23 protein-coding genes and 1 riboswitch are annotated in these 25,054 nt (G+C 43.7%); of the genes, 18 read left to right on the top strand and 5 right to left on the bottom strand.

Annotated features, from left to right (window positions below):
• The first annotated feature begins 59 nt into the window (after window positions 1-59).
• From IGI88_RS17025 to IGI88_RS17035, 3 genes are all read left to right on the top strand, one after another.
• Entirely contained in the window at window positions 60-899 is an 840-nt protein-coding gene (locus IGI88_RS17025; RefSeq protein ID WP_429960056.1) for an SDR family oxidoreductase, read from the top strand.
• 160 nt (window positions 900-1,059) lie between these two features.
• Entirely contained in the window at window positions 1,060-1,761 is a 702-nt protein-coding gene (locus tag IGI88_RS17030; protein WP_008381485.1) for an ABC transporter ATP-binding protein, read from the top strand.
• A complete protein-coding gene (locus IGI88_RS17035; protein ID WP_429960055.1) occupies window positions 1,762-5,184 on the top strand; it encodes an FtsX-like permease family protein in 3,423 nt (1,140 codons plus the stop codon). It abuts the gene before it with no gap.
• Window positions 5,185-5,228: 44 nt separating this feature from the next.
• On the opposite strand, the gene IGI88_RS17040 is transcribed toward IGI88_RS17035, so the two are convergent.
• Complete coding sequence (locus tag IGI88_RS17040; protein ID WP_005236440.1) at window positions 5,229-5,828, bottom strand: FUSC family protein; 600 nt, start codon at window positions 5,826-5,828, stop codon at window positions 5,229-5,231.
• A gap of 98 nt (window positions 5,829-5,926) precedes the next feature.
• Between IGI88_RS17040 and IGI88_RS17045 the strand changes: the two genes are divergently transcribed.
• Entirely contained in the window at window positions 5,927-6,889 is a 963-nt protein-coding gene (locus tag IGI88_RS17045; RefSeq protein ID WP_429960054.1) for an aromatic acid exporter family protein, read from the top strand.
• Window positions 6,890-6,922: 33 nt separating this feature from the next.
• Here IGI88_RS17045 and IGI88_RS17050 read toward each other — a convergent pair whose 3' ends face one another.
• The gene (locus IGI88_RS17050; protein ID WP_429960053.1) at window positions 6,923-7,879 is read right to left on the bottom strand and encodes a Gfo/Idh/MocA family protein; all 957 of its coding nucleotides are present in this window, start codon (window positions 7,877-7,879) and stop codon (window positions 6,923-6,925) included.
• A gap of 123 nt (window positions 7,880-8,002) precedes the next feature.
• Here IGI88_RS17050 and IGI88_RS17055 point away from each other — a divergent pair, with 123 nt between their 5' ends.
• From IGI88_RS17055 to purB, 9 genes are all read left to right on the top strand, one after another.
• The gene (locus IGI88_RS17055) at window positions 8,003-8,506 is read left to right on the top strand and encodes a hypothetical protein (protein WP_429960052.1); all 504 of its coding nucleotides are present in this window, start codon (window positions 8,003-8,005) and stop codon (window positions 8,504-8,506) included.
• 32 nt (window positions 8,507-8,538) lie between these two features.
• Window positions 8,539-9,549 (top strand): M15 family metallopeptidase, encoded by a 1,011-nt coding sequence (locus tag IGI88_RS17060; protein ID WP_429960834.1) that lies wholly within the window; start codon window positions 8,539-8,541, stop codon window positions 9,547-9,549.
• Entirely contained in the window at window positions 9,546-10,151 is a 606-nt protein-coding gene (locus tag IGI88_RS17065) for a glycoside hydrolase family 73 protein (protein WP_005236425.1), read from the top strand. Before IGI88_RS17060 ends, IGI88_RS17065 begins: the two co-directional genes overlap by 4 nt.
• Window positions 10,152-10,171: 20 nt before the next feature.
• The gene (locus IGI88_RS17070; RefSeq protein ID WP_008381475.1) at window positions 10,172-10,849 is read left to right on the top strand and encodes a hydrolase; all 678 of its coding nucleotides are present in this window, start codon (window positions 10,172-10,174) and stop codon (window positions 10,847-10,849) included.
• Window positions 10,850-10,931: 82 nt separating this feature from the next.
• A riboswitch (purine riboswitch) is annotated at window positions 10,932-11,029 on the top strand.
• Window positions 11,030-11,105: 76 nt separating this feature from the next.
• Window positions 11,106-11,687, top strand: coding sequence for a xanthine phosphoribosyltransferase (locus IGI88_RS17075; protein ID WP_005236421.1), 582 nt, complete (start codon window positions 11,106-11,108; stop codon window positions 11,685-11,687).
• Window positions 11,687-12,991 carry a nucleobase:cation symporter-2 family protein gene (locus IGI88_RS17080; RefSeq protein ID WP_429960051.1) on the top strand — a complete coding sequence of 435 codons (1,305 nt, stop codon included), beginning with the start codon at window positions 11,687-11,689 and terminating at the stop codon, window positions 12,989-12,991. Before IGI88_RS17075 ends, IGI88_RS17080 begins: the two co-directional genes overlap by 1 nt.
• Before the next feature lie 329 nt (window positions 12,992-13,320).
• The gene (gene purE / locus IGI88_RS17085) at window positions 13,321-13,809 is read left to right on the top strand and encodes a 5-(carboxyamino)imidazole ribonucleotide mutase (protein ID WP_005236418.1); all 489 of its coding nucleotides are present in this window, start codon (window positions 13,321-13,323) and stop codon (window positions 13,807-13,809) included.
• A complete protein-coding gene (gene purK / locus IGI88_RS17090; RefSeq protein WP_244733536.1) occupies window positions 13,793-14,920 on the top strand; it encodes a 5-(carboxyamino)imidazole ribonucleotide synthase in 1,128 nt (375 codons plus the stop codon). Before purE ends, purK begins: the two co-directional genes overlap by 17 nt.
• Before the next feature lie 13 nt (window positions 14,921-14,933).
• Window positions 14,934-16,232 (top strand): adenylosuccinate lyase, encoded by a 1,299-nt coding sequence (gene purB / locus IGI88_RS17095; RefSeq protein WP_008381467.1) that lies wholly within the window; start codon window positions 14,934-14,936, stop codon window positions 16,230-16,232.
• 45 nt (window positions 16,233-16,277) lie between these two features.
• Here purB and IGI88_RS17100 read toward each other — a convergent pair whose 3' ends face one another.
• The 3 genes from IGI88_RS17100 to IGI88_RS17110 all read right to left on the bottom strand — a co-directional run bounded on the left by IGI88_RS17100 (window position 16,278) and on the right by IGI88_RS17110 (window position 19,469).
• The gene (locus IGI88_RS17100) at window positions 16,278-18,326 is read right to left on the bottom strand and encodes a penicillin-binding transpeptidase domain-containing protein (protein ID WP_429960050.1); all 2,049 of its coding nucleotides are present in this window, start codon (window positions 18,324-18,326) and stop codon (window positions 16,278-16,280) included.
• A 1-nt stretch (window position 18,327) separates the two neighbouring features.
• The gene (locus tag IGI88_RS17105) at window positions 18,328-18,933 is read right to left on the bottom strand and encodes a DUF1054 domain-containing protein (RefSeq protein WP_086317284.1); all 606 of its coding nucleotides are present in this window, start codon (window positions 18,931-18,933) and stop codon (window positions 18,328-18,330) included.
• 101 nt (window positions 18,934-19,034) lie between these two features.
• The gene (locus tag IGI88_RS17110) at window positions 19,035-19,469 is read right to left on the bottom strand and encodes a hypothetical protein (RefSeq protein WP_081118538.1); all 435 of its coding nucleotides are present in this window, start codon (window positions 19,467-19,469) and stop codon (window positions 19,035-19,037) included.
• Window positions 19,470-19,683: 214 nt separating this feature from the next.
• Here IGI88_RS17110 and purC point away from each other — a divergent pair, with 214 nt between their 5' ends.
• The 5 genes from purC to purF are packed head-to-tail and all read left to right on the top strand — an operon-like array spanning window position 19,684 to window position 24,976.
• On the top strand, window positions 19,684-20,409 hold the full coding sequence (purC, locus tag IGI88_RS17115; RefSeq protein WP_005236408.1) for a phosphoribosylaminoimidazolesuccinocarboxamide synthase: 726 nt from the start codon (window positions 19,684-19,686) through the stop codon (window positions 20,407-20,409).
• A complete protein-coding gene (gene purS / locus IGI88_RS17120) occupies window positions 20,400-20,672 on the top strand; it encodes a phosphoribosylformylglycinamidine synthase subunit PurS (RefSeq protein ID WP_005230018.1) in 273 nt (90 codons plus the stop codon). Before purC ends, purS begins: the two co-directional genes overlap by 10 nt.
• Window positions 20,669-21,346, top strand: coding sequence for a phosphoribosylformylglycinamidine synthase subunit PurQ (purQ, locus tag IGI88_RS17125; RefSeq protein ID WP_016613328.1), 678 nt, complete (start codon window positions 20,669-20,671; stop codon window positions 21,344-21,346). The genes purS and purQ overlap by 4 nt, the downstream gene beginning before the upstream one ends.
• The gene (gene purL, locus IGI88_RS17130; protein ID WP_016613329.1) at window positions 21,339-23,567 is read left to right on the top strand and encodes a phosphoribosylformylglycinamidine synthase subunit PurL; all 2,229 of its coding nucleotides are present in this window, start codon (window positions 21,339-21,341) and stop codon (window positions 23,565-23,567) included. Before purQ ends, purL begins: the two co-directional genes overlap by 8 nt.
• Complete coding sequence (purF, locus tag IGI88_RS17135; RefSeq protein WP_016613330.1) at window positions 23,552-24,976, top strand: amidophosphoribosyltransferase; 1,425 nt, start codon at window positions 23,552-23,554, stop codon at window positions 24,974-24,976. Before purL ends, purF begins: the two co-directional genes overlap by 16 nt.
• Window positions 24,977-25,054 lie beyond the last annotated feature (78 nt).

The raw sequence follows: 25,054 nt of genomic DNA on the forward strand, positions 1-25,054 counted from the left end.
TTTTTTGTTTTCAGTTATGATGAAAGAAAACGACATCCTATGAAGGAGATGATGGGGATTTGAAGACGATTTTAGTTACCGGCGCCAATGCCGGTATGGGCTTTGCAACAGCCAAACAGTTAGCAAAAGCAGGGATACATGTGATTTTGTATTGCCGTTCTGCTGAACGAGGACAAGCAGCACAACAACGATTGAAGGAAGAGACAGGAAATTCAGCGATCGATCTAGTGATTGGTGATCTGGGGTCGTTGGCTAGCGTACGCAAGTCAGCCGCTGAAATCAACGCCCGCTTTGAGAAATTGGATGTACTGATCAATAATGCGGGCATCGTCAATTTAAAAAAAGAGCGAACAGCCGATGGATTTGAACAAATGCTGGGCGTAAACTACGTGGGGCATTTTGAACTGACCCGTCAGTTATTGCCGCTAATAAAACGTGCCGATGCCGGCAGGATCGTCAATGTGTCATCCGGCGCCTACAAATTTGTAAAGAAAAAGGATCAGCGCTTTTTCGATGTACCGGATTTTTTCCCTTGGCGGGAATATGGCCGCTCAAAAAAAGCCCTGATTTTATTTACGGATGCGCTTGCGTTTCAGCTACGCAATACGACTGTTACTACTAATTCCTTGCATCCGGGAGCTGTGGCGACCAGCTTAGGGGTCAGTCGACAAACAGGATTTGGTCAATCTATTTATAAAATGTTGACGCCTTTTTTTAAAACAGCCGAAGAAGGGGCAGATACAGCGATTTACTTAGCGCTAAGTCCAGACGTTGCGGGTATCAGTGGCCGCTACTTTGTTGATCGTCAAGCAGTCCTAACCGAGATCCCGAAGGAGCAGCAACAAGCACAGAAACTATGGCAAGAAACGCAACAAAGAATTGCGGACCACACAAAATGATTTGTTTTGCTTTTGCCAATCTGGAACACTTTGAATAAATGACTTGTTTTTTAGCAGCACGACCTTGTGCTGCTTTTTTGCGGTTTCTTTCAAGGGAAAAAGTGTGATACACTGTTAAGCGAGAAAGCGCATGCGGCGCTGGAATTCTTGGAGGAATAAAATGAGTTATATTGAAGTAGTGAAAGAAGTGAAGAAATACACAATGGGCGATACGGTGATTGCTGCCAATGATGGCGTCTCTTTTTCCGTAGAGAAAGGCGAGATCGCGCTGATCCTTGGTCCTAGTGGCGCCGGTAAGTCCACCGTTTTGAACATACTAGGCGGGATGGATCAATGTGACAGCGGCCAAGTGATTGTCGATGGAACGGATATTGCTGGTTTTGATGCTAAACAACTAACGACCTATCGTCGCAAAGACGTCGGATTTGTCTTTCAATTTTACAATTTGGTGCCGAACTTGACGGCTAGAGAAAATGTGGAACTGTCGGCACAAATCGTACCCGAAGCACTTGATGCAGCTGAGATTTTGACCCAAGTTGGATTAGGTGATCGCTTGGATCACTTTCCTGCACAATTGTCTGGCGGTGAACAGCAAAGGGTCACGATTGCTCGTGCCATAGCCAAGAAGCCCAAACTGCTGCTTTGTGATGAACCAACTGGGGCACTTGACTATGAAACGGGAAAACAGATTTTGGCTATTTTAGAAAAAACAGCTCGCGAGACTGGGACGACCGTTTTGATCATTACACATAACAGCGCATTGGCTCCCATGGCTGATCGTGTGATCCATATCAATGATGCAAAGGTTCGCAAGATGGAAAAAAATACTCATCCGATTCCAATTGCCTCTATTTCTTGGTAAATGCCTATGAAAAAAACATTATTACGTTCCAGTTTACGTGAAATTAGGCAAGCACCCGGGCGGTTTTTGTCCATTTTAGGCATTATCTTTTTAGGAGTCGCTTTTTTTGTCGGGATCAGCGCCACCGGCCCTAATATGAAACAAGCTGCTGAAGATTACTTTTCTCGCCAACAATTAGCCGACCTTACAATTGCTTCAACTTTGGGGTTGTCGGATACCGATCGGCAAATCATTGAGGAAATGCCTGGCGTCACAGCGGTTGAGACGGAGCAGATCGCTGATATCAATGCCGAAAATCATCGTGCTGTGATTCGTGTCTTCTCTCTTTCAACTGATCGACCTGTCAATCAATATGAGGTGACTTCTGGTCGATTACCGCAAAAATCAGGGGAAATCGCCTTAGATCAAGCGGCACAAAATAGTGGTGGTTTCGAATTAGATGAATCCTTTGAGTTGCCAGAAAGTGGCGAAAATCAATTAAAAACCCATACCTTCACGATCGTGGGCTTTGTCAATAGTCCTGAATATATTGAGAACTTTCATCGGGGGAACAGTACCGTTGGTAATGGGACAGTGGATTACTTTGCGGTGATTCCTGAGGAGGATTTTAAAGAAAGTGCGTACGCCCGATTTTTAGTTCGCTTTGATGACTTATCTCAAATGGAAAGCTATTCAGTGGCGTATCAGACGAAAAGAGATCAAATAAGTGCTGAAGTTGAGAAAAAGTTGGCTCCTCGGGCGCAAGGACGCAGACAAGAGCTGATCGATGAAGCACAACCAGCCATTGACGAAGCCAAAGAACAGATCCGCAACGGAGAAACAGCTCTGCAAGAAGCACAAAGGGAACTCGACGACGCACAAGAAAAATTAGCGCAGGCGCACCGGGAACTGACGGAACAAGAAGCAGCATTCCAAACAGAAATTCAAGCTGCCCAAGAGCAGTTGAATAGTGAAGCACAAAAAATAGCTGAGGGTAAGCAATCGTTGGCGGAAAACCAACGACTGCTGGATCAAAGCGAACAAGCGTTGCTTCAGCAAGAAGCCCAAGTAAAATCAGCCCAAGCCCAGTTAGCGTCCATTTCGGCACAAAAGTCAGAACTACAAAGTGGCATCCAACAAGTGGAGGAGCAACTTGCGCTGGCATACCAAGGCATGGATCAAATCAGAAGTGTGGGTCAACTTTCTGCAGAGGAGCAAATGGCCCAGCTGCCTACCGTCTATGCACAAGTAACAGCCGCTCTGGCACAGTTGAACCTATCGACAGATGTCCTGGGTCCGATTCCTGATCTGGAGGAAATCGATGAAACGATGATTGCTACTATGCTGACGGCAGCTGAAGATACATTGAATCCACTCATTGCTGAAGGTGAGCAACAACGTGCCCAATTAAGCGGACAACTGGCTGCAATCAATGAACAAGAAGTGCAACTTCAACGGGCGCAACAGCAAGTCAACGCTGGCTGGAGCCAGGTCAGTGCCGGACGCCAAGAATTGGCACAGGCTCAGACCCAGATCACTCAAGGAGAATCGCAGCTGAGTGTTGCTCGTGAGACTTTAGCTTCTGAGAAAGCTAATGGTCAGTCTTTGCTAGACAAGGGCTGGCTGGAATACCGAGAAAACGAAGCAACCCTTCAAGAAAAGCTAGCCGAATTTAAAGAAAGAGCACCAAAAGAACGCGAAAAGCTTGAAGATGTCAAAAAAGAAGTTGCGGAAAAAGAGCAGGAATTGTTGGAGCTAAAACCGGCAGTTTATCGTGTCGCGAACCGCGATGCGAATCCTGGTTATTCAGAATACCAAGACAATGCGGAACGCGTTTCTTCGTTAGCGACGATTTTTCCAGTCATTTTCTTTTTGATCGCAGCCTTAGTGAGTCTAACCACTATGACGCGGATGATCGATGAAAAACGCAGTGAGATCGGAACGTTGAAAGCACTAGGCTATCGCAACTGGGAGATTGGACAGAAATTTTTGCTTTATTCCTCTGCAGCAGGCATCACAGGTGCTGTATTGGGCCTAGCAGTAGGCTTTTCCTTTTTTCCAGCAATCATCATTCAAGCTTATGGACCGCTTTACAATCTCACGGAGTATGACACCCCATGGTATTTGCGGCTTTCATTGATTGCTGTGGGTGTTAGCTTGCTTTGCACCATCGGAATTGCGCTGCTGGTTTTACGATTTAATTTAAGACAGTCATCGGCTTCCTTGTTGAGACCAAAGGCCCCAAAAACAGGGAAACGAATTCTCTTAGAAAGAATCACTTTTTTATGGCGGCACTTAAGTTTTATTCAAAAAGTTACAATGCGAAACCTGTTTCGCTACAAGTCAAGAATGCTCATGACCATCTTAGGAATCGCTGGTTGCACGTCGATGATTTTAACTGGGTTTGGCCTGAGAGATTCCATCAGCAATATCATTCCTTTGCAGTTTGAGAAAATCTGGCAATATCAGGCGGTGATTACCTTTGATGACGAGGATTCGGAAGCAATGAGTGAAACAAAAGCCGCCGCAGAAGATATTGAAGGCTTTGAAGCAGGGTTATTCTTGCATACGGAAAGTCTGACGTTGGCTCAATCGGGGGTCACGCAGCAAGAAGTAACCGTCACCGTGCCAGAAGATCCTGCGGCTTTATCGAGATTTGTCCACTTGAATGATCGGGTTTCAGGAGAAGCTTACGAGCTAGAAGGAGAGGGTGCCATCATCAATGAAAAGCTTGCTAAGTTGTTTGGATTATCGGTGGGTGATACGATAACGTTGACGAATGAAAGCGGCGAGGAATTTCAACTGAAGGTAGCTGCCATCGCAGAAAACTACACGGGCCATTTTGCTTATTTGACACCTGAAACGTACGAAAAGATCTTTCAGGAAACGCCTGCTTACAATAGTGAGTTATTGAAATTCAATCAGCGCTTAAGCAAAACAGATGAAGAAGCGATCGCAGCTGACCTGATGGCACAAGATAATGTCATCAATGTTTCCTTCCTCTCAGCTTCAGCGGATGCCTTAGATGACACGACAGCAACCTTGAACATCGTCATTTGGATCTTGATCACGTCAGCAGGGGCATTAGCCTTTATCGTGTTGTACAACTTGAACAATATCAATATAGCGGAACGGATCCGCGAGTTGTCGACTATCAAAGTATTAGGCTTTTATGATCGAGAAGTGACGATGTACGTCTTTCGTGAGAATATCTTTTTAACGATTTTCGGTATTGGTTTTGGCTTGTTATTAGGGGTGCTTCAGCATCAATTTGTCTTACAGACCATCGAAGTTGATATCGCCATGTTTTCACCGACAGTCGAACCAATGAGCTATGTGTATGCAGCGGGATTGACCTGCTTGTTTTCAGGCGTGGTAGGGATCGCGATGTATTTCAAGTTGAAACATGTCAATATGATCGATGCCTTGAAAGCCAATGAGTAACAAAAACAGCCTTTTTTCAGAAGCATTCTGGAAAAAGGCTGTTTTTATTTTTCTTGTTTTTCTTGCTCAGAGATTTCCCCTTGGACTTCTTCTAGCATGGCTTTTAGTTCAAGCTCTTTTTGCCTTAGCACGACCAAATCTTCTTGAATCTCATCCTTTTTCTCTTCCTCAGGTGGTCGAATAACAAAATTGATTGACAGGGCAACTAAGGTACCGATAAAGGTATCAAGCACACGGTCCAATGCAAAGATGATCGATTCACCTTGTGGGACACTGGAAGTGATCAACAGCATCGTCGCAATGGCAGAGATGATGCCAGAATTGTTATTGATGCCATCTGAAAAAACGATGACAAAGATGACCAGTGCGGGCAGGACAAACAATTCGATCAGAAAATCATTTTGAAAATATTGCTTCGTCAAAAAATAAAAAATGGCTGTACCGCCGCCGATCGTATTTCCTAACACCCGTGATTTCCCAAAAGAGATTGTTGTTGTCAGGTCTTGTCGCAATGAAAAGACAGCAGACAAGGCAGCAATCAAAGGCTGGCCGCGATCAAGGAAATGAAAGAGCAGAATACAAAGCATGACAGCGATGGCTGTTTTTATCGTTCGCATACCTAAGCGAAAACGCCCCATTTTCATGGTAGAATGCCCCCTTTACTTAATCATACCCAATGCTGTTGAGAAATTCTAGTCTTATTCCTCACAATTTAGTATACTTTTCAAAGGAGGTGACAAAAATGAAAATTGGATTGAGAACAGTGAAGACAGCAGTTGCTGCCGGTTTGTCCATGTTTCTTGCTCAGCAGATCGGTCTATTGTATGCACCAGCCGCAGGGATCATCGCAATTTTGAGTGTTGGGAATACAAAGAAAACCTCGCTCTTTACAGGAATCGGTCGCTTGGTTTCCTTGGCGATCGCGACGCTCCTAGCTTTTGTCAGCTTTCATCTTTTAGGCTTTGGTCCGCTGGGCTTTGTTCTTTTTCTCTTCCTATTTATTCCGACGGCAGTCTATTTCAAATTAACCGATGGGATCGTGGTCAATTCGGTCTTGGTGACCCATTATATGATGGAACGTTCTTTTGCTTGGCCATTGATTGGAAATGCTTTTTTGTTAATGAGTATTGGCATCGGCTTTGCACTTTTATTTAACTTGTATATGCCAGACGGCGAACGGGCATTGAAAGAAAAACAGCAGTTGGTGGAAGAAACGTTTAAAAGTCTTTTAAAAGACATGTCGATCGCGTTAACAGAAAAAGAAAAGGCGACGCTCCCTCATGTTTGCCAAGCATTGTTAGGAGAAATCAAGCAAGGCAAACAGCAAGCGATGGTTCATAGTGAAAACCAGTGGCGAGGAGAAGCCTCTTATTATGAAGAGTATTTCACCATGCGGCAAAGTCAAGCGCGCTTACTCTTGGAAATGGTTGATCTATTACAATTGTTTTGGGTAGAAGAAGCCTATACAAATGCGTTTCAAGAGCTGCTATCCTTTACCGCCCAGTCCTTTCATGAAAATAACGATGGAAAAGAGATCTTGGCAAAAATTGCAGCTTTATACGAAGATTATCGACAAAAACCATTGCCGCAAACAAGAGCAGAATTTGAAAATCGGGCCCAGCTGTTTCAGTTTCTGCAAACCTTTAAAAGTTTTATTGAAACCAAAGCCGACTTTTCTGAACAGATTCAGACGATGGAGCGCTAAAAAAAAGACTCCTGCAAAGGAGTCTTTTCGCTTTTACTGTTGTTCCCAAAAAGCTTGCATTTGATCAAGAACGTCAATGACATCGGTGGTCAAGTGGATTGATCCTTCGATATCGCCATTGATGGCTTTGATCATATTGGCAATTTCATAATTAAGGGCTTGATTACTGTCACCAGCTTCAATCACTTCATTTGTTCCATCTCGAAAATGAATCACGGCTTTGTCCGCACGAGGATACTCATCCACCGTAATGTATCCTTCTTCGAAAGCGACGATACCTGTTTTAGGCATTTTCGCTTGGAAAGTCAGTGTGACACTAGCCATTTCATCAGCTGGATTTTGGAGGATCGTTACAGATTGTTCGTCTACACCAGTAGAGAAGGGCTTCATGCTGCTAAACGCCACTTCTGGCGTATCCGACATGAAAAAGCGAGCAAATGAAACGGCATACGTGCCAATATCCAGTAACGCACCGCCACCTAAATCTGGGTTGAAGAAACGATTGGTGGGATCAGGATCTTTATAGCTGCCAAATGGTGCTTGGATCATTTTTAATTTTCCTAAGCGTCCAGCATCGATCTCTTCTTTCAAACGTGCATAAACCGGCATATTGAAGATCGTCATAGCTTCTTCTAAGATTAGGTTTTTTTCTTTGGCTAAGGCTAGTTCTTCCGCTAGCTCATCGGCACTGGTGGTGATGGCTTTTTCGCAGAGGACATGTTTTCCTGCCATTAGAGCTTTCATAATAAATTCGTGATGAAGATCATTAGGTACTGCAATGTACACAATATCAATTTGCGGATCTTCCAGCATAGCATCTGTGCTTTCATAAGCATGGGGGATAGCGTATTTTTCGGCAAAGGCCTGGACTTTTGGCAAACTGCGGGCGCTGACTCCATACAGTTCACTTGCTTCATTGGAAAAACCAGCGGCAAATTGCGTCGCGATGTCTCCAAGTCCAATCATTCCCCAACGGTATTTTTTCATCATTGGTCATCTCCTTCATATTTAGTATAACAAAAGAAATGAATTCTTTAAAATAATCAAAAACAATCGCAAAAAGTTTCCATTACGGCTGACTTTCAGTAAAATATAGAAGAGGAGGGATAACATATGCATAATGTATCAATAGCCATTATTTTAAATACGATTATCGAGCAATACACATCAGAAAAACAGTTTTATGAGACACATTTAGGAATCACTGAGGAGCAATGGGAAGCTTGGAAAAACGGCACAATGAGTTTATCGCCTGCTGAAAATCAGAAAGTGAAACTGCTGTTTTCGGATTATGAATGGATGCTGATCCAAAAAATCATTCGGCAAACCGTCATTTATCCAGAAAAACGCAATCAAGCGGTCGTCGAGTTCAAAAAAATGAAGACTCAAATCGCCAGAACGTGGTTAGCAAGCGATTTAGCGAAAGTCGAATTGTTAACAGAATCTGAAGAAACAGCCCAATACCTTGATTTGAGAGTCAGTATTACGTATGATGAGTGGGGTTATGATGATATACTAAACTTCCGATTGCCCGCTTTTGTTCAGCAGCAAATTCGCAATGAAAAAATCGAACTGTTGGAGTGGGTCAAAGAAAATCTGGAAGAAACTTACAACTAAAGGTAGGATATTTTTTGAAAAAGTATTATGGAATGGCTGCGGCGACGGGCTTCTTGTTTCTGGTTCTTTTAACCATTCAAGTGAACCGAGTGACCGCAGTCACCCCAACAAAGAGTGCAAGTATCGCTCGTTCAACAGATCAAGCATCAACGGGTGAAACAACAGAAACAAATGAAAAAGAGCCAAATGGGAACACGCAAGAGTCACAAGAACAAGCAAGTGCTAGTGATGAAGTGAACGAAGAGGATTTTCCAACTGTTTCATTGGATGATTGGTCATTGGTTTTGGTAGGCCCAAACAATAAAATCAAAAGCGAAATTGCCCAAAAAGATTTAGGGAAATTGTCGAATGGCTATTTCGTCGATCAACGCATCGTTTCAACTTATGAAAAGCTGGCAGATGCCGCAAAAGCTGCAGGACATCCTTTGGCGATGGTCTCTGCCTACCGTTCAGTAGCGTATCAAGAGGAGATATTCAATGCCAATGTCAACACCCTGATGAGTCAAGGTCATACAAAAGAAGAAGCAATTCGGATCACGAAACTGACCTTTACTGAGCCTGGCTATAGCGAACACCATACTGGGCTTGCTGTTGATGTTGTGGATCAGGATTGGTATCAAAATCATACAGGAGAGCTGCTCAATGAGGGGTTCGGTGATACTGAGGGTGGAAAATGGCTACAAGCTCATGCAAGGGAGTATGGGTTTATCATCCGTTACCCGAAAGGAAAACATGCTATTACGCAAATCGATTATGAGCCTTGGCATCTACGATATGTAGGAGTCGAAGTGGCAACCTACATTGAGGAGCAGGAGTTGACCTTTGAAGAGTTTCTAGAAGAAGCAAAAGAACACATCGCTCGAAAAGAAGCAGAACTGTCCTCTCACGAATGGGAAGATCCTTTGTCAGAGGACTGGATCTATGAGGGTTCTCTTGCTAAAAGTCAAGAAAGCAGTGAGCTTACACAAGATGAGGTGTTGCTGAATGGAGGCGATTTGTTCGCTAAGAACGTGTTTAGTCAGACAAAGGAAGTGAAAAAATGAGCGCAAGAAGAAAAAAACAGAAGACTCGTTTCCCATTAGTCTTTCTAGGGTTATTCTTAATTGGGATTGCTTTTATTTTTTCCTTAAATAGTTTGGCGGATCCTCTTCCGAAAGAGGAAGAAACAAATACTGAAGCGATCTCTCATGAAGAATTTATCGATCGCATTGCTCCTTACGCGCAAGAACTGCAAAAAGGCTATGGGATTTTACCAAGTATCATTATAGGTCAGGCGATTCTTGAATCAGATTGGGGCCAGAGTTCTCTAGCCAGCAAATACAATAATTTATTTGGCATCAAGTCATTTGGTCATTCAAAAAAGGTGACATTAGATACCCAAGAGTTTTATAATGGAGAATGGGTCACGATTCAAGGAGATTTTCGTGTCTATGATACTTGGGAAGAATCAATGGATGATCATACGATGTTGTTTGTAAATGGTGTTGATTGGAATCCTGCGCTTTATGTAGATGTCTTGACAGCAAACGACTACCGCAGTGCCGCACAAGCCTTACAAGATGCAGGGTATGCAACGGATCCAGATTATGCCAGCAAAATCATTCAAGTCATTGAAACCTACCAATTGAATCGATTTGATCAATAAGAAAAGAGAGTTGGCTGCTTATGGAAGAAAAATATATGCCAAAAATCACCACTGATTTACGCAAAGATATCGTCAAAGTGCCTAAAGTTATTCGAGAGGCTAGCGGCATTCAAATATTTGGGAAACAAATCCGCTCCATTATTTTTACTACGGATATTGCGATCATCCGTAATACAAATGCGGACGCTGTGATAGCGGTCTATCCTTTTACACCGCACCCAGCAATTACGAAAGCAATTATCGAAGCAGCAGATATTCCAGTGTTTTCTGGTGTCGGCGGCGGCTTGACCCAAGGATTCCGCTCTTCTTATATGAGCATGTTTGCTGAAGCTCAGGGATCGATCGGGGTCGTCTTAAACGGACCCACGCCATTGAAAACTGTGGAGCAAGTCTGTAAAGTCGTGGATATTCCCGTTATCAGTACCGTAACGAGTAAGTATACTGAAATTGATGCCAAACTTGAAGCAGGTGTGAAGGTCATCAATATCAGTGCCGGCAAGGACACAGCGGATACCGTGGCTTTCTTCCGTAAAAAATATCCGAAGCTGCCGATCATTGCAACGGGTGGTCCAACTGAGGAGAGCATCTTAGAAACGATTGAAGCAGGTGCGAATGCGATCACTTACACGCCGCCTTCCAACGGGGAGCTTTTCAGTAAAAAGATGGAGCACTATCGTGATATGGAGAAACCAGAGTAGCAAATGATCCACAAATGAGAATATTTTTATTTATAAAGGGCATTCCATGCTTGTGTTTTTAATCAAAGACAGGCATAATCGAATCTATCATTTAAAAATTACTTGTATATCGTCGAAATATGGTCGACAGTCTCTACCCGATACCGTAAATATCGGACTATAAGTAAAAATCGTGCCTGTTAGACACTTTTTTTGCTTTGGCAAAAAGAGTGTCTTTTTTTTCAGGATGGAATAGAAAGGAACGAGGAGAGCTAGGATGGATAAATTAGTTGAGCGTATCAAAACACACGGGAACGTCTTGGGTGAAGGGGTTCTCAAAGTGGACCAGTTTTTGACCCACCAAGTGGATTATGAGTTGATGAGAGAAATCGGTAAAGTTTTTGCAGAACGATTTCAAGAAAGTGGGATCACCAAAGTAGTGACCATCGAAGCTTCAGGGATCGCACCAGCACTTTATACTGCAGAAAAGTTGCAGGTACCAATGATCTTTGCTCGAAAAGCAAAGAGTCTGACGATGGATGAAGAGTTGTTGACCGCATCGGTCTATTCCTTTACTAAGCAAGTGACCAGCCAAGTATCGATTTCTAAGAAATTCTTATCTTCAGATGATACGGTATTAATAATTGATGATTTCTTAGCAAACGGACAAGCTGCAAAAGGATTGATCGAATTGTGTCAGCAAGCAGGCGCAAAAGTCGTTGGCATTGGGATCGTCATTGAAAAATCATTCCAAACTGGTCGACAATTGCTTGAAGAAATGGGAATCCCCGTTGTTTCCTTAGCACGAATCGCCTCATTGTCGGAAGGCCAAGTTAGCTTTTTAGAAGGAGATGCCTAATGAAAGAGACGAATAGCCGTTCAGCAGTTTTAGGCTTGCAGCATTTGCTAGCGATGTATGCAGGAGCTGTTGCCGTCCCTTTGTTGATTGGAACAGGCCTCGGCTTTAATGAAGCGCAGATGACGTATTTGATCTCGATCGATATTTTCATGTGCGGAATCGCTACGCTTTTGCAATTAGTCGTCACCCGCTTTTTTGGGATCGGCCTACCAGTCGTTTTAGGTTGTGCCATCCAAGCTGTCTCCCCATTGATTTTGATTGGCACCAAATCAGGAATCAGTGCGATTTACGGAGCGATCATTGCTGCTGGGATTTTCATTGTCTTGATCGCCGGCATTTTTTCGAAAATCAAAGTTTTGTTCCCTCCATTGGTGACAGGAACGGTGATTACCGTCATCGGCTTGACCTTGATTCCAGTCGCCATCACCAAAATCGGTGGAGGGGATGCCGCAGCTGCTAACTTTGGTGATCCAACGAATTTATTGTTAGGCTTTGTGACGATTGCGCTGATCATTGGCGTGCAAGTGTTTTGCAAAGGCTTTATTCGCTCGATTGCCGTACTGATCGGTTTGATCGGTGGGACTATTTTAGCAGCATTATTAGGCTTGGTTGATCTTTCTGCCATCACTCATGCACCTGTGTTTCATTTGCCACAGCCTTTTTATTTCGGTTTACCAACCTTTGATCTGTGGTCGATCGTCTTGATGATCATTATTTCCATCGTTAGTTTGGTAGAATCCACAGGCGTTTATTTTGCACTGGGAGACATTACTGAAAAACCGATTACAGGCAATGACTTAAAGCGCGGCTATCGTGCGGAGGGCTTGGCGGTGATCCTTGGTGGGATCTTCAATACGTTTCCTTATACTGGATTTTCACAAAACGTAGGTTTGGTTCAACTTTCAGGCATTAAGACGCGCCGTCCGATTTTCTTTTCAGCAATCTTTTTGATCGTATTAGGGTTGTTTCCAAAAGTCGGTGCCATCGCACAGATCATTCCAGAGGCAGTGCTTGGCGGCGGCATGTTAGTGATGTTTGGCATGGTGGCTGTTCAAGGGATGAGAATGCTGAGCAAAGTTGATTTTATGAATGACAAGAACTTGTTAGTGATTGCAGTATCAATCGGTTTTGGTTTAGGGTTCAATATGATGCCCACTTTATTCAGTCAAATGCCTGAAACCGTTCAAATGTTTACAGGCAATGGGATCGTCATGAGTAGTTTGACTGCCATTGTTTTGAATCTGTTCTTTAATGGGCTGCCGAAAGAAACAGACGAAGTGACGGAATTGCGCTTGCAACAGTAAGTTTATTTGATCCAGACGAGGATTCGTCTGGATTTTTTGTATTGTTCCTTTATTTGTCTTTTTCCTACCAAACAGAAAGACTGAATAGTTTTCTTAGCCATAAAAACGAACGATACAAAGGTAAACTAGCAAATAGTTCGAAAATATTTTGACATTGCTCCGGCAACTCGTTACTATTTAAAGGTGAAAGTGATTGTTAGTCATAACGTGTTATGCAAGGGGCGTTGGGTCGCAGTGACAAACTGCTGCTAACAAACTAATTTCGTGAGAAAATACTTCTGAGCTTGTTTCAGAAGAAACTAGAAAAAAATCGTTGGAGGGAAAATCAAATGAAACCAGCAGTTGCAGTGATTATGGGAAGTCAATCAGATTGGGAAACAATGAAGGAGTGCTGCTTGATTTTAGATGAGTTAGCGATACCTTATCAGAAAAAAGTCGTTTCGGCACATCGTACACCAGATTTGATGTTCGAATTTGCAGAAACAGCCCGAGAAAAAGGGATTAAAGTCATTGTTGCAGGAGCGGGTGGCGCTGCCCATTTGCCGGGAATGGTGGCAGCTAAAACAACATTGCCGGTCATTGGTGTTCCCGTCCAATCACGCGCATTAAACGGTTTGGATTCCCTTTTATCGATCGTGCAAATGCCGGGTGGTGTACCAGTAGCAACAACGGCGATAGGAAAAGCTGGCGCAACTAACGCAGGACTACTTGCAGCCCAGATGCTTTCCATGTATGATTTAGAGATAGCGGAGAAATTAGACGCACGAAGAAATACATTAAAAGAAATCGTATTGGAAAGTAGTGATCAACTTGATTAAACCTTTAATGCCCAACGCAACGATCGGAATCGTTGGCGGAGGACAGCTAGGTCGTATGATGGCAATGAGTGCCAAAGAAATGGGCTTTCGGGTTGGCGTTTTAGACCCTACTGCCAATTGTCCAACAGCCCAAGTCGCTGATTGGCATATTGTTGCTGCCTATGATGATGTGTTTGCTTTAGAAGAAATGGCTCGACGTGCCGATGTAATCACCTATGAATTTGAAAATGTCAGTGTTGAAGCATTGAACTCTATTTTGCCTTACTCACATATCCCTCAAGGCACCGATCTGTTAGCAATCACTCAAGATCGTTTGTTAGAGAAGTCATTTTTAGAGGCAAACAATATCGTGATTGCACCTTATGCCACGATCATCAGCCCGACAGACATCCAAGATGCCATCGATAGCATTGGTTACCCTTGTGTATTAAAAACCACCAGAGGCGGCTATGACGGAAAAGGACAGCACGTGCTTTACAGTACGGCTGATTTGGCGCCTTCCATGAATTTACTTCGCGAAGGAACTTGCGAATTAGAAGCATGGATTCCTTTTGAAAAAGAATTATCGATTTTAGTTGCCGGCAATGGAGAAACCTTTACCACTTTCCCAGTGGTAGAAAATATCCACCGTAACAATATTTTGCATCAAACGATCGCTCCTGCGCGCATTGATCCAGAAGTTGCCGAAGAAGCCAAACGGATCGCTCACATTATTGCAAAAGCTTTGGATCTGCAAGGCGTTTTAGCCATCGAAATGTTCCTGACCAAAAGCGGCGGCTTGTATGTCAATGAATTGGCGCCACGTCCGCATAATTCGGGTCACTATTCGATCGAAGCTTGCTCCATGAGTCAGTTTGACGCTCATATCCGCGGCATCTGTGGCTGGCCGTTGCCGGAAGTTTCTTTGCTTTCACCAGCAGTCATGGTCAATGTCTTAGGAGATGAATTGACAGAAACCTATGATCTGATTGCCACAAAACCTGCTTGGCAATTTCATTACTATGGCAAAGAAGAAGCAAAAACCGGTCGCAAAATGGGACATATCACTATTTTGACGGAAGACATTGCAGAAACCACTGAAGAAATCTATCAAACCAATATTTGGGATTAAAGGAGATAAAAACATGTTAGAGCGTTATACAAGACCAGAAATGGGTGCTATTTGGACCGATCAAAATCGCTACCAAGCGTGGCTAGAAGTCGAGATTTTAGCTGACGAAGCTTGGGCGGAATTAGGAGAGATACCGAAAGAGGATGTTGCATTGATTCGTGAAAAAGCATCCTTTGATATCGACCGTATCTTAGAGATCGAAGCGCAAACGCGACATGATGTGGTTGCTTTTACCCGAGCAGTCTCTGAATCTTTGGGTGATGAAAGTAAATGGGTCCACTACGGCTTGACGTCAACGGATGTTGTTGATACGGCGTATGGCTACTTGATGAAACAGGCCAACGATTTGATTCGTGAAGATTTGAACCGTTTCGTGACGATCATTGGCGAAAAAGCCAAAGAATACAAGCATACCGTGATGATGGGACGTACCCATGGTGTTCATGCGGAACCAACGACCTTTGGCTTGAAATTAGCCTTGTGGTATTCAGAAATGAAACGCAATGTTGAACGTTTTGAGCGGGCAGCAAAAGGGGTCGAAGCTGGAAAGATCAGTGGTGCTGTTGGAACCTTTGCAAATATCCCTCCATTTGTCGAAGAGTATGTCTGTGAAAAACTAGGGATTCGTGCGCAAGATATTTCCACGCAAGTATTGCCTCGTGACCTACATGCAGAATATTTCTCAGCAATGGCGTTGATCGCAACGAGCATTGAGAAATTCGCCACTGAGATCCGTGGACTACAAAAATCAGAAACGCGGGAAGTTGAAGAATTCTTCGCCAAAGGACAAAAAGGTTCTTCTGCCATGCCCCATAAGCGTAACCCAATCGGTTCTGAAAATATGGCCGGACTTGCAAGAGTCGTTCGCGGTCATATGGTGACGGCTTATGAAAATGTCTCCCTTTGGCATGAACGGGATATCTCACATTCATCGGCAGAACGGATCATTATTCCGGATACGACGATTTTGATCGATTACATGCTGAATCGCTTTGGCAATATCGTCAAAAATCTGACCGTTTTCCCAGAGAATATGAAGCGCAATATGAATGCGACCTTTGGATTGATCTACAGCCAACGGGTGATGTTGAAATTGATCGATCACGGGATGACCAGAGAGCAAGCCTATGACTTGGTTCAGCCGAAAACAGCGCAAGCTTGGGATGAACAAACGGATTTCCGCCCATTGTTAGAAGCTGATCCAGCAATCACGGATGTTTTGACCAAAGCTGATTTGGATGATGCGTTTGATTACAACCATCATTTAAAACAAGTTGACACGATCTTTGAACGTGTCGGTTTAGCCGAATAAAAAAAGCTGCAACCTTGAGACCTCCGTCTTAAGGTTGCGGCTTTTTTAATAATTTTCAGCTAAGTAGGTCAATAGATCAGGTGCTAAACCAGTTGCTGATTGGTTTTCCTGGCGATCTTCTAACATGGAAACCATCAGAAATCCTTGATCTTGCGAATCGAAGGCGAATAAGAAGCTGTTTTCTTGGCCTTTTTCATCTTGCTTTTCTTTGATTTCAGCAGTTCCTGTTTTGGCAGCTAGCGGAATGTTCAGCGCTGCCAAAGAGTGTGCCGTTCCGTTGGCATCTGAGACAACAGCTGTCAAATCTTGATTGATTTGCTCAATCGTCTCTGGTTTAAAGACTTCTTTGTCTTTTTGCTCTGCCTCTTTCACTAAACGGGGATAAACCAGTTTTCCTTGATTGGTAAAGACCGAGTAAGCAGCAGCTTGTTGAATGGGATTCAGTAACAGTTCTCCCTGCCCATAGCCGGTATCTGCCAGTAAAATCTCTGAGTTGAAGGAGTCTTCATTGGAAATTTGAGCAGGATTCATCGCAATCGGTAAATCCAACGTTTCGCCAAAAATCAATTTCGACAAACCGTTACGAAAAGCATCTTCACCCATAGCTAAGGTTTGTTGTGCCATATAGATGTTATCAGAGTAAACCAGTGCATCTTTTAGATTGATAGAAGCTACGTCGCTGACTCTGGTGACAAAGTAGTCCCCCCACGAGCTGTCTTTTTGCCACTTCAATCCATCGATCGCAATACTTTGGGTAGGGTCGATCGTACCATTTTCTAAGCCAATCGCTGCCGTGATGGTCTTAAAGGTCGAACCTGGTGCATAGGCCGTAGCAAAGCGGCTGATGAAAGGCAAGTCTTCGTTTTGTTCATACGCATCGTAGTCTTCTTGGGAGATCCCTTGGGTCATTTTATTGGGATCATAACTCGGTGAGCTGGCTAATACCAGCAGATCACCGGTTTTTGGTTCTGTGACGACCGTGGACCCCGCCTGATTTTGTAAGGCGTCAAAAGCTGTCTTTTGGGCTTGTGCGTCAATGGTCAGTTGGATATCTTTACCATCTGCCCGTTCTTTTTCTAAAAGAACCGATTTTTCAGCACCGTCTTCATCTGTGATGGCGATTTTTCCGCCATTTTCGCCCCGCAACTCTTTGTCAAAGGCAGCTTCCAGACCACTACGACCAATTTGTCCGTTGCTTGCTAGCGTTTCATCCTTTTCGATATCTTCTGCAGTCACGTTCCCTAGATAACCAATCAACTGGGCAGCGGCTTCTCCAAGAGGATAAGTCCGTCCCGTCGTTTCTTTTAAACTTGTTCCAGTTGGCATTTCATCGGTTGGTTCGATAATCTTTAAGGGAACGAACAACTCATCTTGGACCCACGATTGCGCCAATGCTTGATCGATCGCATCTTCTGTTAGGTCAAAACGTTCCGCGATTGCTTTGATATTGGCGGTTTTTTCGTCTCCCGTACCCAGCTGCCCCGGAATGACGCCTAGTTGATAGAGCGTGCCATTTTCTGCTAGCGGTTCATTATTTCGGTCGAGGATTTCTCCGCGTGTGGCATTATCTACCGAGATACTGATTTTGTCTTGTCCTTCCATTCCCGGAAAAATCAATTGAGGCGACCAATCGATCTTGGCTTGGTCATCAGTCAGAGTAATCGTGCCACTATAAGACAGCTCTGTTAATTCACCTAACGAGGTGGTTAAGGAACCGTTGTATTGGAAATTGAATTGATCGGAATCCTTATCATCGGGCGTTACCTCAATTCCTGAAGCTTTAAATGATTCGGCACCGATACCAGTGAAAATCGCTTCGTATTTTGCTGAGACTTCGTCTGCGGTAAAGCCGTTTGATTCCAAACTTTCTTCGGTCAGTAAAGCAGATAAATCGCTGTACTTCTGATCAGATATAGCATCGATAAAGGAATTGAGGACTTTTTTTGCTGCTGCTTCTTCTTGCCGATTTTGATAGACTGTATAGCCATAATAACCGCCACCAAGTACTAATAAGGCGGCAGGGAGTGCCAGCCAGACGAAACGCTTAGGTTTTTTCGCTGGTTTTTCGTTGCGAGAGCGCCGATTTTCTGACATATTATTGTTCCTCCTTTAGTGCCGACAAACGGGCGTGATAAAGCGGCAACAGCGTTTGATAAACTGCTAAAATATCCGCCATCTCAACGTCTTCGATCATTTTTTTCGGAAAAATCTTGCCAATCTGAAGTTCACTTTTTTTGACTTTCTGTAATCGTTCTAAGTAGGTTGGCCATTTAGCGATTGGAGAGTGGTCATACTTGGTATGATCAGGAGATAGCGTAAAGTCTGCTGGCAATTGATCAAATAATTCTTTTTGAGCCAGCCAAGATTCCGCGATCGTTGCTTGATTTTTCGGTTGATCGATCACACTGAGCCAAACAAAGACATACGCTTGATTGATCCCAATTTGAAAGTGGGCATCCATTTTATAACCACGCTTGTTAGGGCCGATCCCCGCCCACGTTTCGGCAGGAGGGTAGACGGTTCTACGCCGATGCTGAGCAATATGCAAATAAAAAGGTTCGTGACAGCTTTCTTCAAATAATGGGATCGCTGCCTCGCCGATGGTTTGGAAAATTGGCTGGATCTCTGAACGGATTTTTTCCATTCTTTCTTCTAATGTTTCTAAAGCAAAAACATCAAATGACTGTTTTGTAAATAGCATAATCGTGTCCTTTCTTTTGTCTGAAAACAGTATAACAAAAAAAGCCCGTAAAATTTCGGGCTTTTGTTTTTTTTATCTTTTTTTTATTTAGTGATCACTAGCTAATTCGCAGCGGGACTTAAGTTAAAGGTAGGGGCAAGGCTTTGTTCCTTCAAAAGATGCAGAAGATCATCCAAGAAAGAAAAATCCATTTCTTCTAAGTTAAAATAAATACGGAAAGAATACGTATGTTTAAATAAGCTTTGACGATGAATCTGGTGAATGATCAATTCGTCATTGCGGCCATTTTGAAATTGTAAGACTCTTTTTTGTTCTTCCGCATAGTGAGGACGTGCCCCTTTTTTGAAGGGACTGAATACATAGAAACTTGTTTGTTGGTTGATGGAAAGGATTTGCTGCACGGCCAATAATTCGTTATGGAGCTGTTGTTTTTCTTTGTCTGATAAATGAGCTAAAAAAAGTTCAGCACGATTCTTTAGCGACCACATATAGTACTCCTCCTTGAATGTAGCTACAATACGACCTAAATATAGCATGAAAATAGAATGTTGTAAACGCTTTATAAAACCCTTCGCCAGTCAAACGGGAGAGGTAAACTTGCTTGACGGGATAAAAGGCGAACATTCGTGTTTATTAATGTGTAAATGTACAGATAATCGTTGACCCGCTTTTTCAGCGTTGTTAGAATAATAAACAAATAAAGATGTGTGTCATCGCTATGTGAAAAATAATACTTAACTGAGGTGGAATATGGAATCAGAAGTGCTTCTTTATGAAGGAAAAGCCAAGAAATTGTTTAAAACCAACGAAGAAGATGTGTTGAGAGTCCTTTATCTGGACCAAGCAACTGCGCTGAACGGTTTAAAGAAAGATGCAGTCGCAGGGAAGGGTGCCCTAAACAATCAGATCACTGCGCATCTTTTTCAGCGTTTAGCTGATAAAAATGTCCCAAGTCACTTTCTTCAATTAGTGTCTAAACACGAACAATTAATTCGAGCTGTCACCATGATTCCTTTAGAAGTCGTTGTTCGCAATACGGCTGCTGGTAGTTTTTCAAAGCGCTTGGGCATCGAAGAAGGAACCAAACTGCCAAAGCCGATCGTGGAGTTTTACTACAAAGAGGATCGCTTAGATGATCCGTTTATCAATGACGATCATGTGTTCTATTTGGGTCTTGCCACAAAAGAGGAACTGGACCTAATCAAAAAACTGGCACTACAAGTCAACGCTGCGTTACTGGAAATCTTTGCAAGTATCCAGATTCAACTGATCGATTTTAAAATCGAGATCGGCAAAACCAAGAAGGGCGAGTTGCTCCTGGCTGATGAGATCTCACCAGATACTTGCCGCTTATGGGATATGGGTACAAATGAACATCTTGATAAAGATGTCTATCGTCGTGATTTAGGGGACATCGTTCCTGTTTATGAAGAAGTTTTAAATCGTTTAGAAAAGGAGAATTCAACATGTATTTAGTCAAAGTTTACGTCACTTATAAGGAATCTGTTTTGGACCCTCAAGGAGAAGCCGTCAAAGGAGCTGTTCATCGCTTAGGATATCAAGATGTCAGTGATATTCGCATCGGGAAATACTTTGAAATCAAAGTGACACCTTCCAACAATCAAACACAAGCAGCAGTAGCAGAGGAGATTGAAGCGATCTGTGACAAACTTTTAGCAAACGTCAATATGGAAACCTACCGTTATGAAATAGTTCAAATGGAGGAAGCAGCCCTATGAAATTTGCAGTGATCGTCTTTCCTGGATCAAATTGTGATGTTGATTTGATGTGGGCAATCAAAGATATCATGGGGGCAGAAGCAGAATATGTGCGCCATGATGCAGAAAGCTTAGCCGGTTTTGACGGTGTTTTGCTTCCAGGAGGATTTTCTTATGGTGATTACTTAAGATGCGGAGCGATTGCCCGTTTTTCTACGATCATGTCAGAGGTCATTCGTTTGGCAAATGAAGGCAAACCTGTCTTTGGTACCTGCAATGGGTTTCAAATTTTAACGGAAGCGGGCTTGTTACCAGGGGTTTTACAAAGAAATGAATCATTGCATTTTATTTGCAAGCCGGTCCGTCTGCAAGTGAATAATCGAACAGCTTTTACTTCTGAATATGAAACGGATCAAGTCATTACGCTTCCTGTCGCTCATGGTGAGGGCAATTATTATTGTGATGAAACGACTTATCAGGAATTGGTTGCCAACAATCAAATCGTTTTCCGTTATGAAGATAACGTCAACGGCAGTCTACACAATATCGCTGGTATCTGCAACAAAGCAGGCAATGTCCTAGGCATGATGCCTCATCCAGAACGAGCGATGGAAAGTTTATTAGGCTCAGAAGATGGCAAGAAGTTTTTTGCTTCATTATTGAAAAATTTTGGGAAGGTGCCGGTAAATGGATAAAATGATCGTAAAAGAACCTACACCACAAGAAATCAAAGACACGAAATTATACGAGCAATGGGGATTGACCCAAGAAGAATATCGGATGATCTCAGAAGATATTTTGGGACGTTTACCAAACTATACCGAAACTGGACTCTTTTCAGTGATGTGGAGTGAACATTGTTCTTACAAAAATTCCAAACCTGTTTTGCGGAAATTCCCGACAGATGGGCCGCAAGTACTGCAAGGTCCGGGAGAAGGTGCGGGTATCGTGGATATCGGCGATGATCTAGCTGTCGTATTTAAAGCGGAAAGCCATAATCATCCTTCTGCGGTGGAACCTTATGAAGGAGCAGCAACTGGTGTTGGTGGAATCATCCGCGACATCTTCAGTATGGGAGCAAGACCGATTGCTGTTTTAGACTCCTTACGATTTGGTGAGTTAGATAATCCAAGAACGAAATATCTTTTGGAAGAAGTCGTTGCTGGGATCAGTGGCTATGGCAACTGTATTGGGATTCCGACCGTCGGTGGTGAAGTGGCATTTGATCCTTGTTATGAAGGCAATCCATTAGTCAATGCCATGTGTGTAGGGATCATTGCTCACAAGGATATTCAAAAAGGGCAAGCCAAAGGTGTTGGAAACACCATCATGTATGTCGGCGCAAAAACAGGACGCGACGGGATACACGGGGCGACTTTTGCATCGGAAGAATTTGTCGAAGGAGAAGAACAACAACGTTCCGCCGTACAAGTCGGTGATCCTTTTATGGAAAAACTTTTGTTGGAAGCTTGTTTGGAATTGATCGTGGATCATTCGGACATTTTAGTCGGAATTCAAGATATGGGTGCTGCTGGATTGGTTTCTTCTAGTGCCGAGATGGCATCAAAAGCCGGATCAGGGTTGCGTTTAACGTTAGATGATGTTCCACAACGAGAAACCAATATGACGCCTTATGAAATGATGTTGTCAGAATCCCAAGAGCGGATGCTGATCTGTGTCAAAAAAGGGCATGAAGCTGAAGTGGAAGCCCTCTTTAAGAAATACGATCTAGAAGCAGTCGTGATCGGTGAAGTGACGGATGATGGCAACTATCGTTTGTTCCATCATGGACAGGAAGTCGCTAATTTACCAGTGGATGCTTTAGCTGAAGATGCACCGACTTACTACAAAGAGATGGCAGAACCAGCACGGATCAAAGTGTTTAAGGAAACACCGGACTTTGTTCCAGTGATTCATTCAGCAACGTCTGTATTTGCGGATCTGCTGCAGCAGCCGACGATCGCTTCGAAACGCTCGATTTTTGAAACCTACGATTCGCAAGTTCGTACCAATACCGTGGTAGGACCCGGCAGTGATGCGGCCGTTTTACGAATCAAGGGAACCAATAAAGCCTTGGCGATGACGACTGACTGTAATGCTCGTTACCTTTACTTAGATCCTGAAGTCGGCGGACAGATCGCAGTTGCAGAAGCTGCTCGAAATATCGTCGCTTCCGGTGGGCGTCCATTGGCGATCACTGACTGCCTTAACTTCGGCTCGCCAGATAAACCAGAAGGATTCTGGGAGTTATCTACGGCTGCTGACGGGATCTCAGAAGCTTGTCGTGTACTAGAGACACCAGTAATCTCTGGGAACGTCTCCTTATACAACGAAACGGACGGACAATCGGTCTATCCAACGCCTGTAATTGGGATGGTCGGATTGATCGAAGAGCTGGCGCATATCACGACGCAGCATTTCCAAGCAGCAGGGGATGTGATCTATGTCCTAGGGGAAACCCATGCTGATTTCAATGGGTCTGAATTGCAAAAACTGCAGACAGGAAAGATCGCTGGGCGTTTAATGTCCTTTGATCTTGAAACAGAAAAAACGAACCAACATTTGGTTACCGCAGCGATCCAAGCAGGTCTTGTTCAAAGTGCCCACGACTGTGCCGAAGGTGGTTTAGCGATCGCTTTAGCCGAATCCGCTTTTGACAAGGGCTTTGGTCTAAATGTGACCGTGTCATTGCCAGCAGCACAATTGTTTTCAGAAACCCAATCCCGTTTTGTGCTTTCAGTCGCACCTGATAAGCAAGCAGCTTTTGAAGCACTGGTAGGTGCTGCTGCAATAGCGATCGGGGAAGTGACTGCTGATGGCCAGATTCGCATGCAAGCACAAGATGATACGATCGAGATGCCCCTTACTGAGGCGAAATTGAAATGGGAGGAAGCCATTCCATGTTTAATGAAGTAAAGAGCCTCAACGAGGAATGTGGGGTTTTTGGTGTTTGGGGTCATCCAGATGCCGCTCGTGTCACCTACTTCGGACTACACAGTTTGCAACATCGCGGCCAAGAAGGTGCTGGGATCGTCACGAATGATGCGGGAAAACTCAATGGTCACCGTGATTTAGGGTTGCTAGCGGAAGTGTTTTCGGATGAACGTGTCCTCCAGCGTCTGACAGGAGATGCTGCCATTGGTCACGTTCGTTACGCAACTGCTGGTAATGGTAGCGTTGATAATATTCAACCATTTTTATTCAAATTTTTTGATCAGCAGATTGGCTTAGCTCATAATGGCAACTTGACGAATGCGAAAAGTCTACGGAAATCCTTAGAAGAGGCTGGTGCGATTTTCCACTCGAATTCCGATACAGAGATTCTCATGCACTTGATCCGTCGCAGCGAAGAACCGCTTTTTATGGATCGGGTCAAGGAGGCGTTAAATCAAGTTAAAGGTGGATTTGCGTACCTTTTACTGACGGAAAATGCCATGATCGCAGCACTAGATCCCAATGGCTTTCGGCCATTGTCAATCGGGAAAATGGTCAATGGTGCTTATGTGGTGGCTTCAGAAACCTGTGCGTTGGAAGTCATCGGTGCGGAATTTATTCGTGATGTCCGACCGGGCGAAGTCGTGATCATTGATGATGCAGGCATTCAAATCGAGCAGTATACCCAAGAAGTACAACCGGCGATTTGTTCGATGGAGTTTATTTATTTTGCCCGTCCTGATTCCAACATCGCTGGCGTCAATGTTCATCGTGCCCGTAAAAATATGGGCCGTCGCTTGGCAAAAGAGGCGCCGATCGAAGCGGATATGGTCATTGGTGTACCGAATTCATCCTTATCTGCTGCCAGCGGGTACGCAGAAGCTTCAGGTATTCCTTATGAATTGGGCTTAGTAAAAAATCAATACATTGCACGAACGTTTATTCAACCGACACAGGAGTTAAGAGAGCAAGGCGTGCGAATGAAGCTCTCAGCTGTTCGTGGCGTAGTCGAAGGCAAACGAGTGATTCTAGTCGACGATTCGATCGTCCGAGGAACCACCAGCCGCCGTATCGTGCAACTGCTAAAAGAGGCAGGTGCCAAAGAAGTTCATGTGCGTATCGGTTCGCCGCCTTTGCGCTATCCATGTTTTTACGGGATCGACATTCAAACAAGAAAAGAATTGATCGCAGCCAAATATACGGAAGCTGAGATTTGTGAAAAAATCGAAGCAGATTCTTTGGCCTTTTTAAGTGAAGACGGGTTGATCGAAGCGATCGGTTTAGATTTCGACGCACCTTACTCAGGATTGTGTATGGCCTATTTCAATGGCGATTATCCAACCCCTTTGTATGATTATGAAGAAAACTATCTCGCGTCTTTAGCTGAATAAATTGTAGGCAAAAATGGCTTTTCAAACGAAGCAGTGAAGGACCGCTGGTTTACTTGCGTTAACGACGAATGAGCTGAA

This window comes from Enterococcus sp. AZ179 (assembly GCF_050498885.1).
GTDB classification, from domain to species: domain Bacteria; phylum Bacillota; class Bacilli; order Lactobacillales; family Enterococcaceae; genus Enterococcus_D; species Enterococcus_D entomosocium.

Bases quoted from the DNA above. Each gene is read 5' to 3' on its own strand.
- purF (WP_016613330.1), top strand. From the start codon at position 23,552: ATGTTTAATGAAGTAAAGAGCCTCAACGAGGAATGTGGGGTTTTTGGT.
- purC (WP_005236408.1), top strand. From the start codon at position 19,684: ATGGAATCAGAAGTGCTTCTTTATGAAGGAAAAGCCAAGAAATTGTTT.
- IGI88_RS17055 (WP_429960052.1), top strand. From the start codon at position 8,003: ATGCATAATGTATCAATAGCCATTATTTTAAATACGATTATCGAGCAA.
- IGI88_RS17040 (WP_005236440.1), bottom strand. From the start codon at position 5,828: ATGAAAATGGGGCGTTTTCGCTTAGGTATGCGAACGATAAAAACAGCC.
- IGI88_RS17045 (WP_429960054.1), top strand. From the start codon at position 5,927: ATGAAAATTGGATTGAGAACAGTGAAGACAGCAGTTGCTGCCGGTTTG.
- purL (WP_016613329.1), top strand. From the start codon at position 21,339: ATGGATAAAATGATCGTAAAAGAACCTACACCACAAGAAATCAAAGAC.
- IGI88_RS17080 (WP_429960051.1), top strand. From the start codon at position 11,687: ATGAAAGAGACGAATAGCCGTTCAGCAGTTTTAGGCTTGCAGCATTTG.
- IGI88_RS17100 (WP_429960050.1), bottom strand. From the start codon at position 18,326: ATGTCAGAAAATCGGCGCTCTCGCAACGAAAAACCAGCGAAAAAACCT.
- purE (WP_005236418.1), top strand. From the start codon at position 13,321: ATGAAACCAGCAGTTGCAGTGATTATGGGAAGTCAATCAGATTGGGAA.
- IGI88_RS17110 (WP_081118538.1), bottom strand. From the start codon at position 19,469: ATGCTATATTTAGGTCGTATTGTAGCTACATTCAAGGAGGAGTACTAT.
- IGI88_RS17035 (WP_429960055.1), top strand. From the start codon at position 1,762: ATGCCTATGAAAAAAACATTATTACGTTCCAGTTTACGTGAAATTAGG.
- IGI88_RS17050 (WP_429960053.1), bottom strand. From the start codon at position 7,879: ATGATGAAAAAATACCGTTGGGGAATGATTGGACTTGGAGACATCGCG.
- IGI88_RS17105 (WP_086317284.1), bottom strand. From the start codon at position 18,933: ATGCTATTTACAAAACAGTCATTTGATGTTTTTGCTTTAGAAACATTA.
- IGI88_RS17030 (WP_008381485.1), top strand. From the start codon at position 1,060: ATGAGTTATATTGAAGTAGTGAAAGAAGTGAAGAAATACACAATGGGC.
- IGI88_RS17065 (WP_005236425.1), top strand. From the start codon at position 9,546: ATGAGCGCAAGAAGAAAAAAACAGAAGACTCGTTTCCCATTAGTCTTT.
- IGI88_RS17060 (WP_429960834.1), top strand. From the start codon at position 8,539: ATGGCTGCGGCGACGGGCTTCTTGTTTCTGGTTCTTTTAACCATTCAA.
- IGI88_RS17070 (WP_008381475.1), top strand. From the start codon at position 10,172: ATGGAAGAAAAATATATGCCAAAAATCACCACTGATTTACGCAAAGAT.
- purS (WP_005230018.1), top strand. From the start codon at position 20,400: ATGTATTTAGTCAAAGTTTACGTCACTTATAAGGAATCTGTTTTGGAC.
- purQ (WP_016613328.1), top strand. From the start codon at position 20,669: ATGAAATTTGCAGTGATCGTCTTTCCTGGATCAAATTGTGATGTTGAT.
- purB (WP_008381467.1), top strand. From the start codon at position 14,934: ATGTTAGAGCGTTATACAAGACCAGAAATGGGTGCTATTTGGACCGAT.
- IGI88_RS17075 (WP_005236421.1), top strand. From the start codon at position 11,106: ATGGATAAATTAGTTGAGCGTATCAAAACACACGGGAACGTCTTGGGT.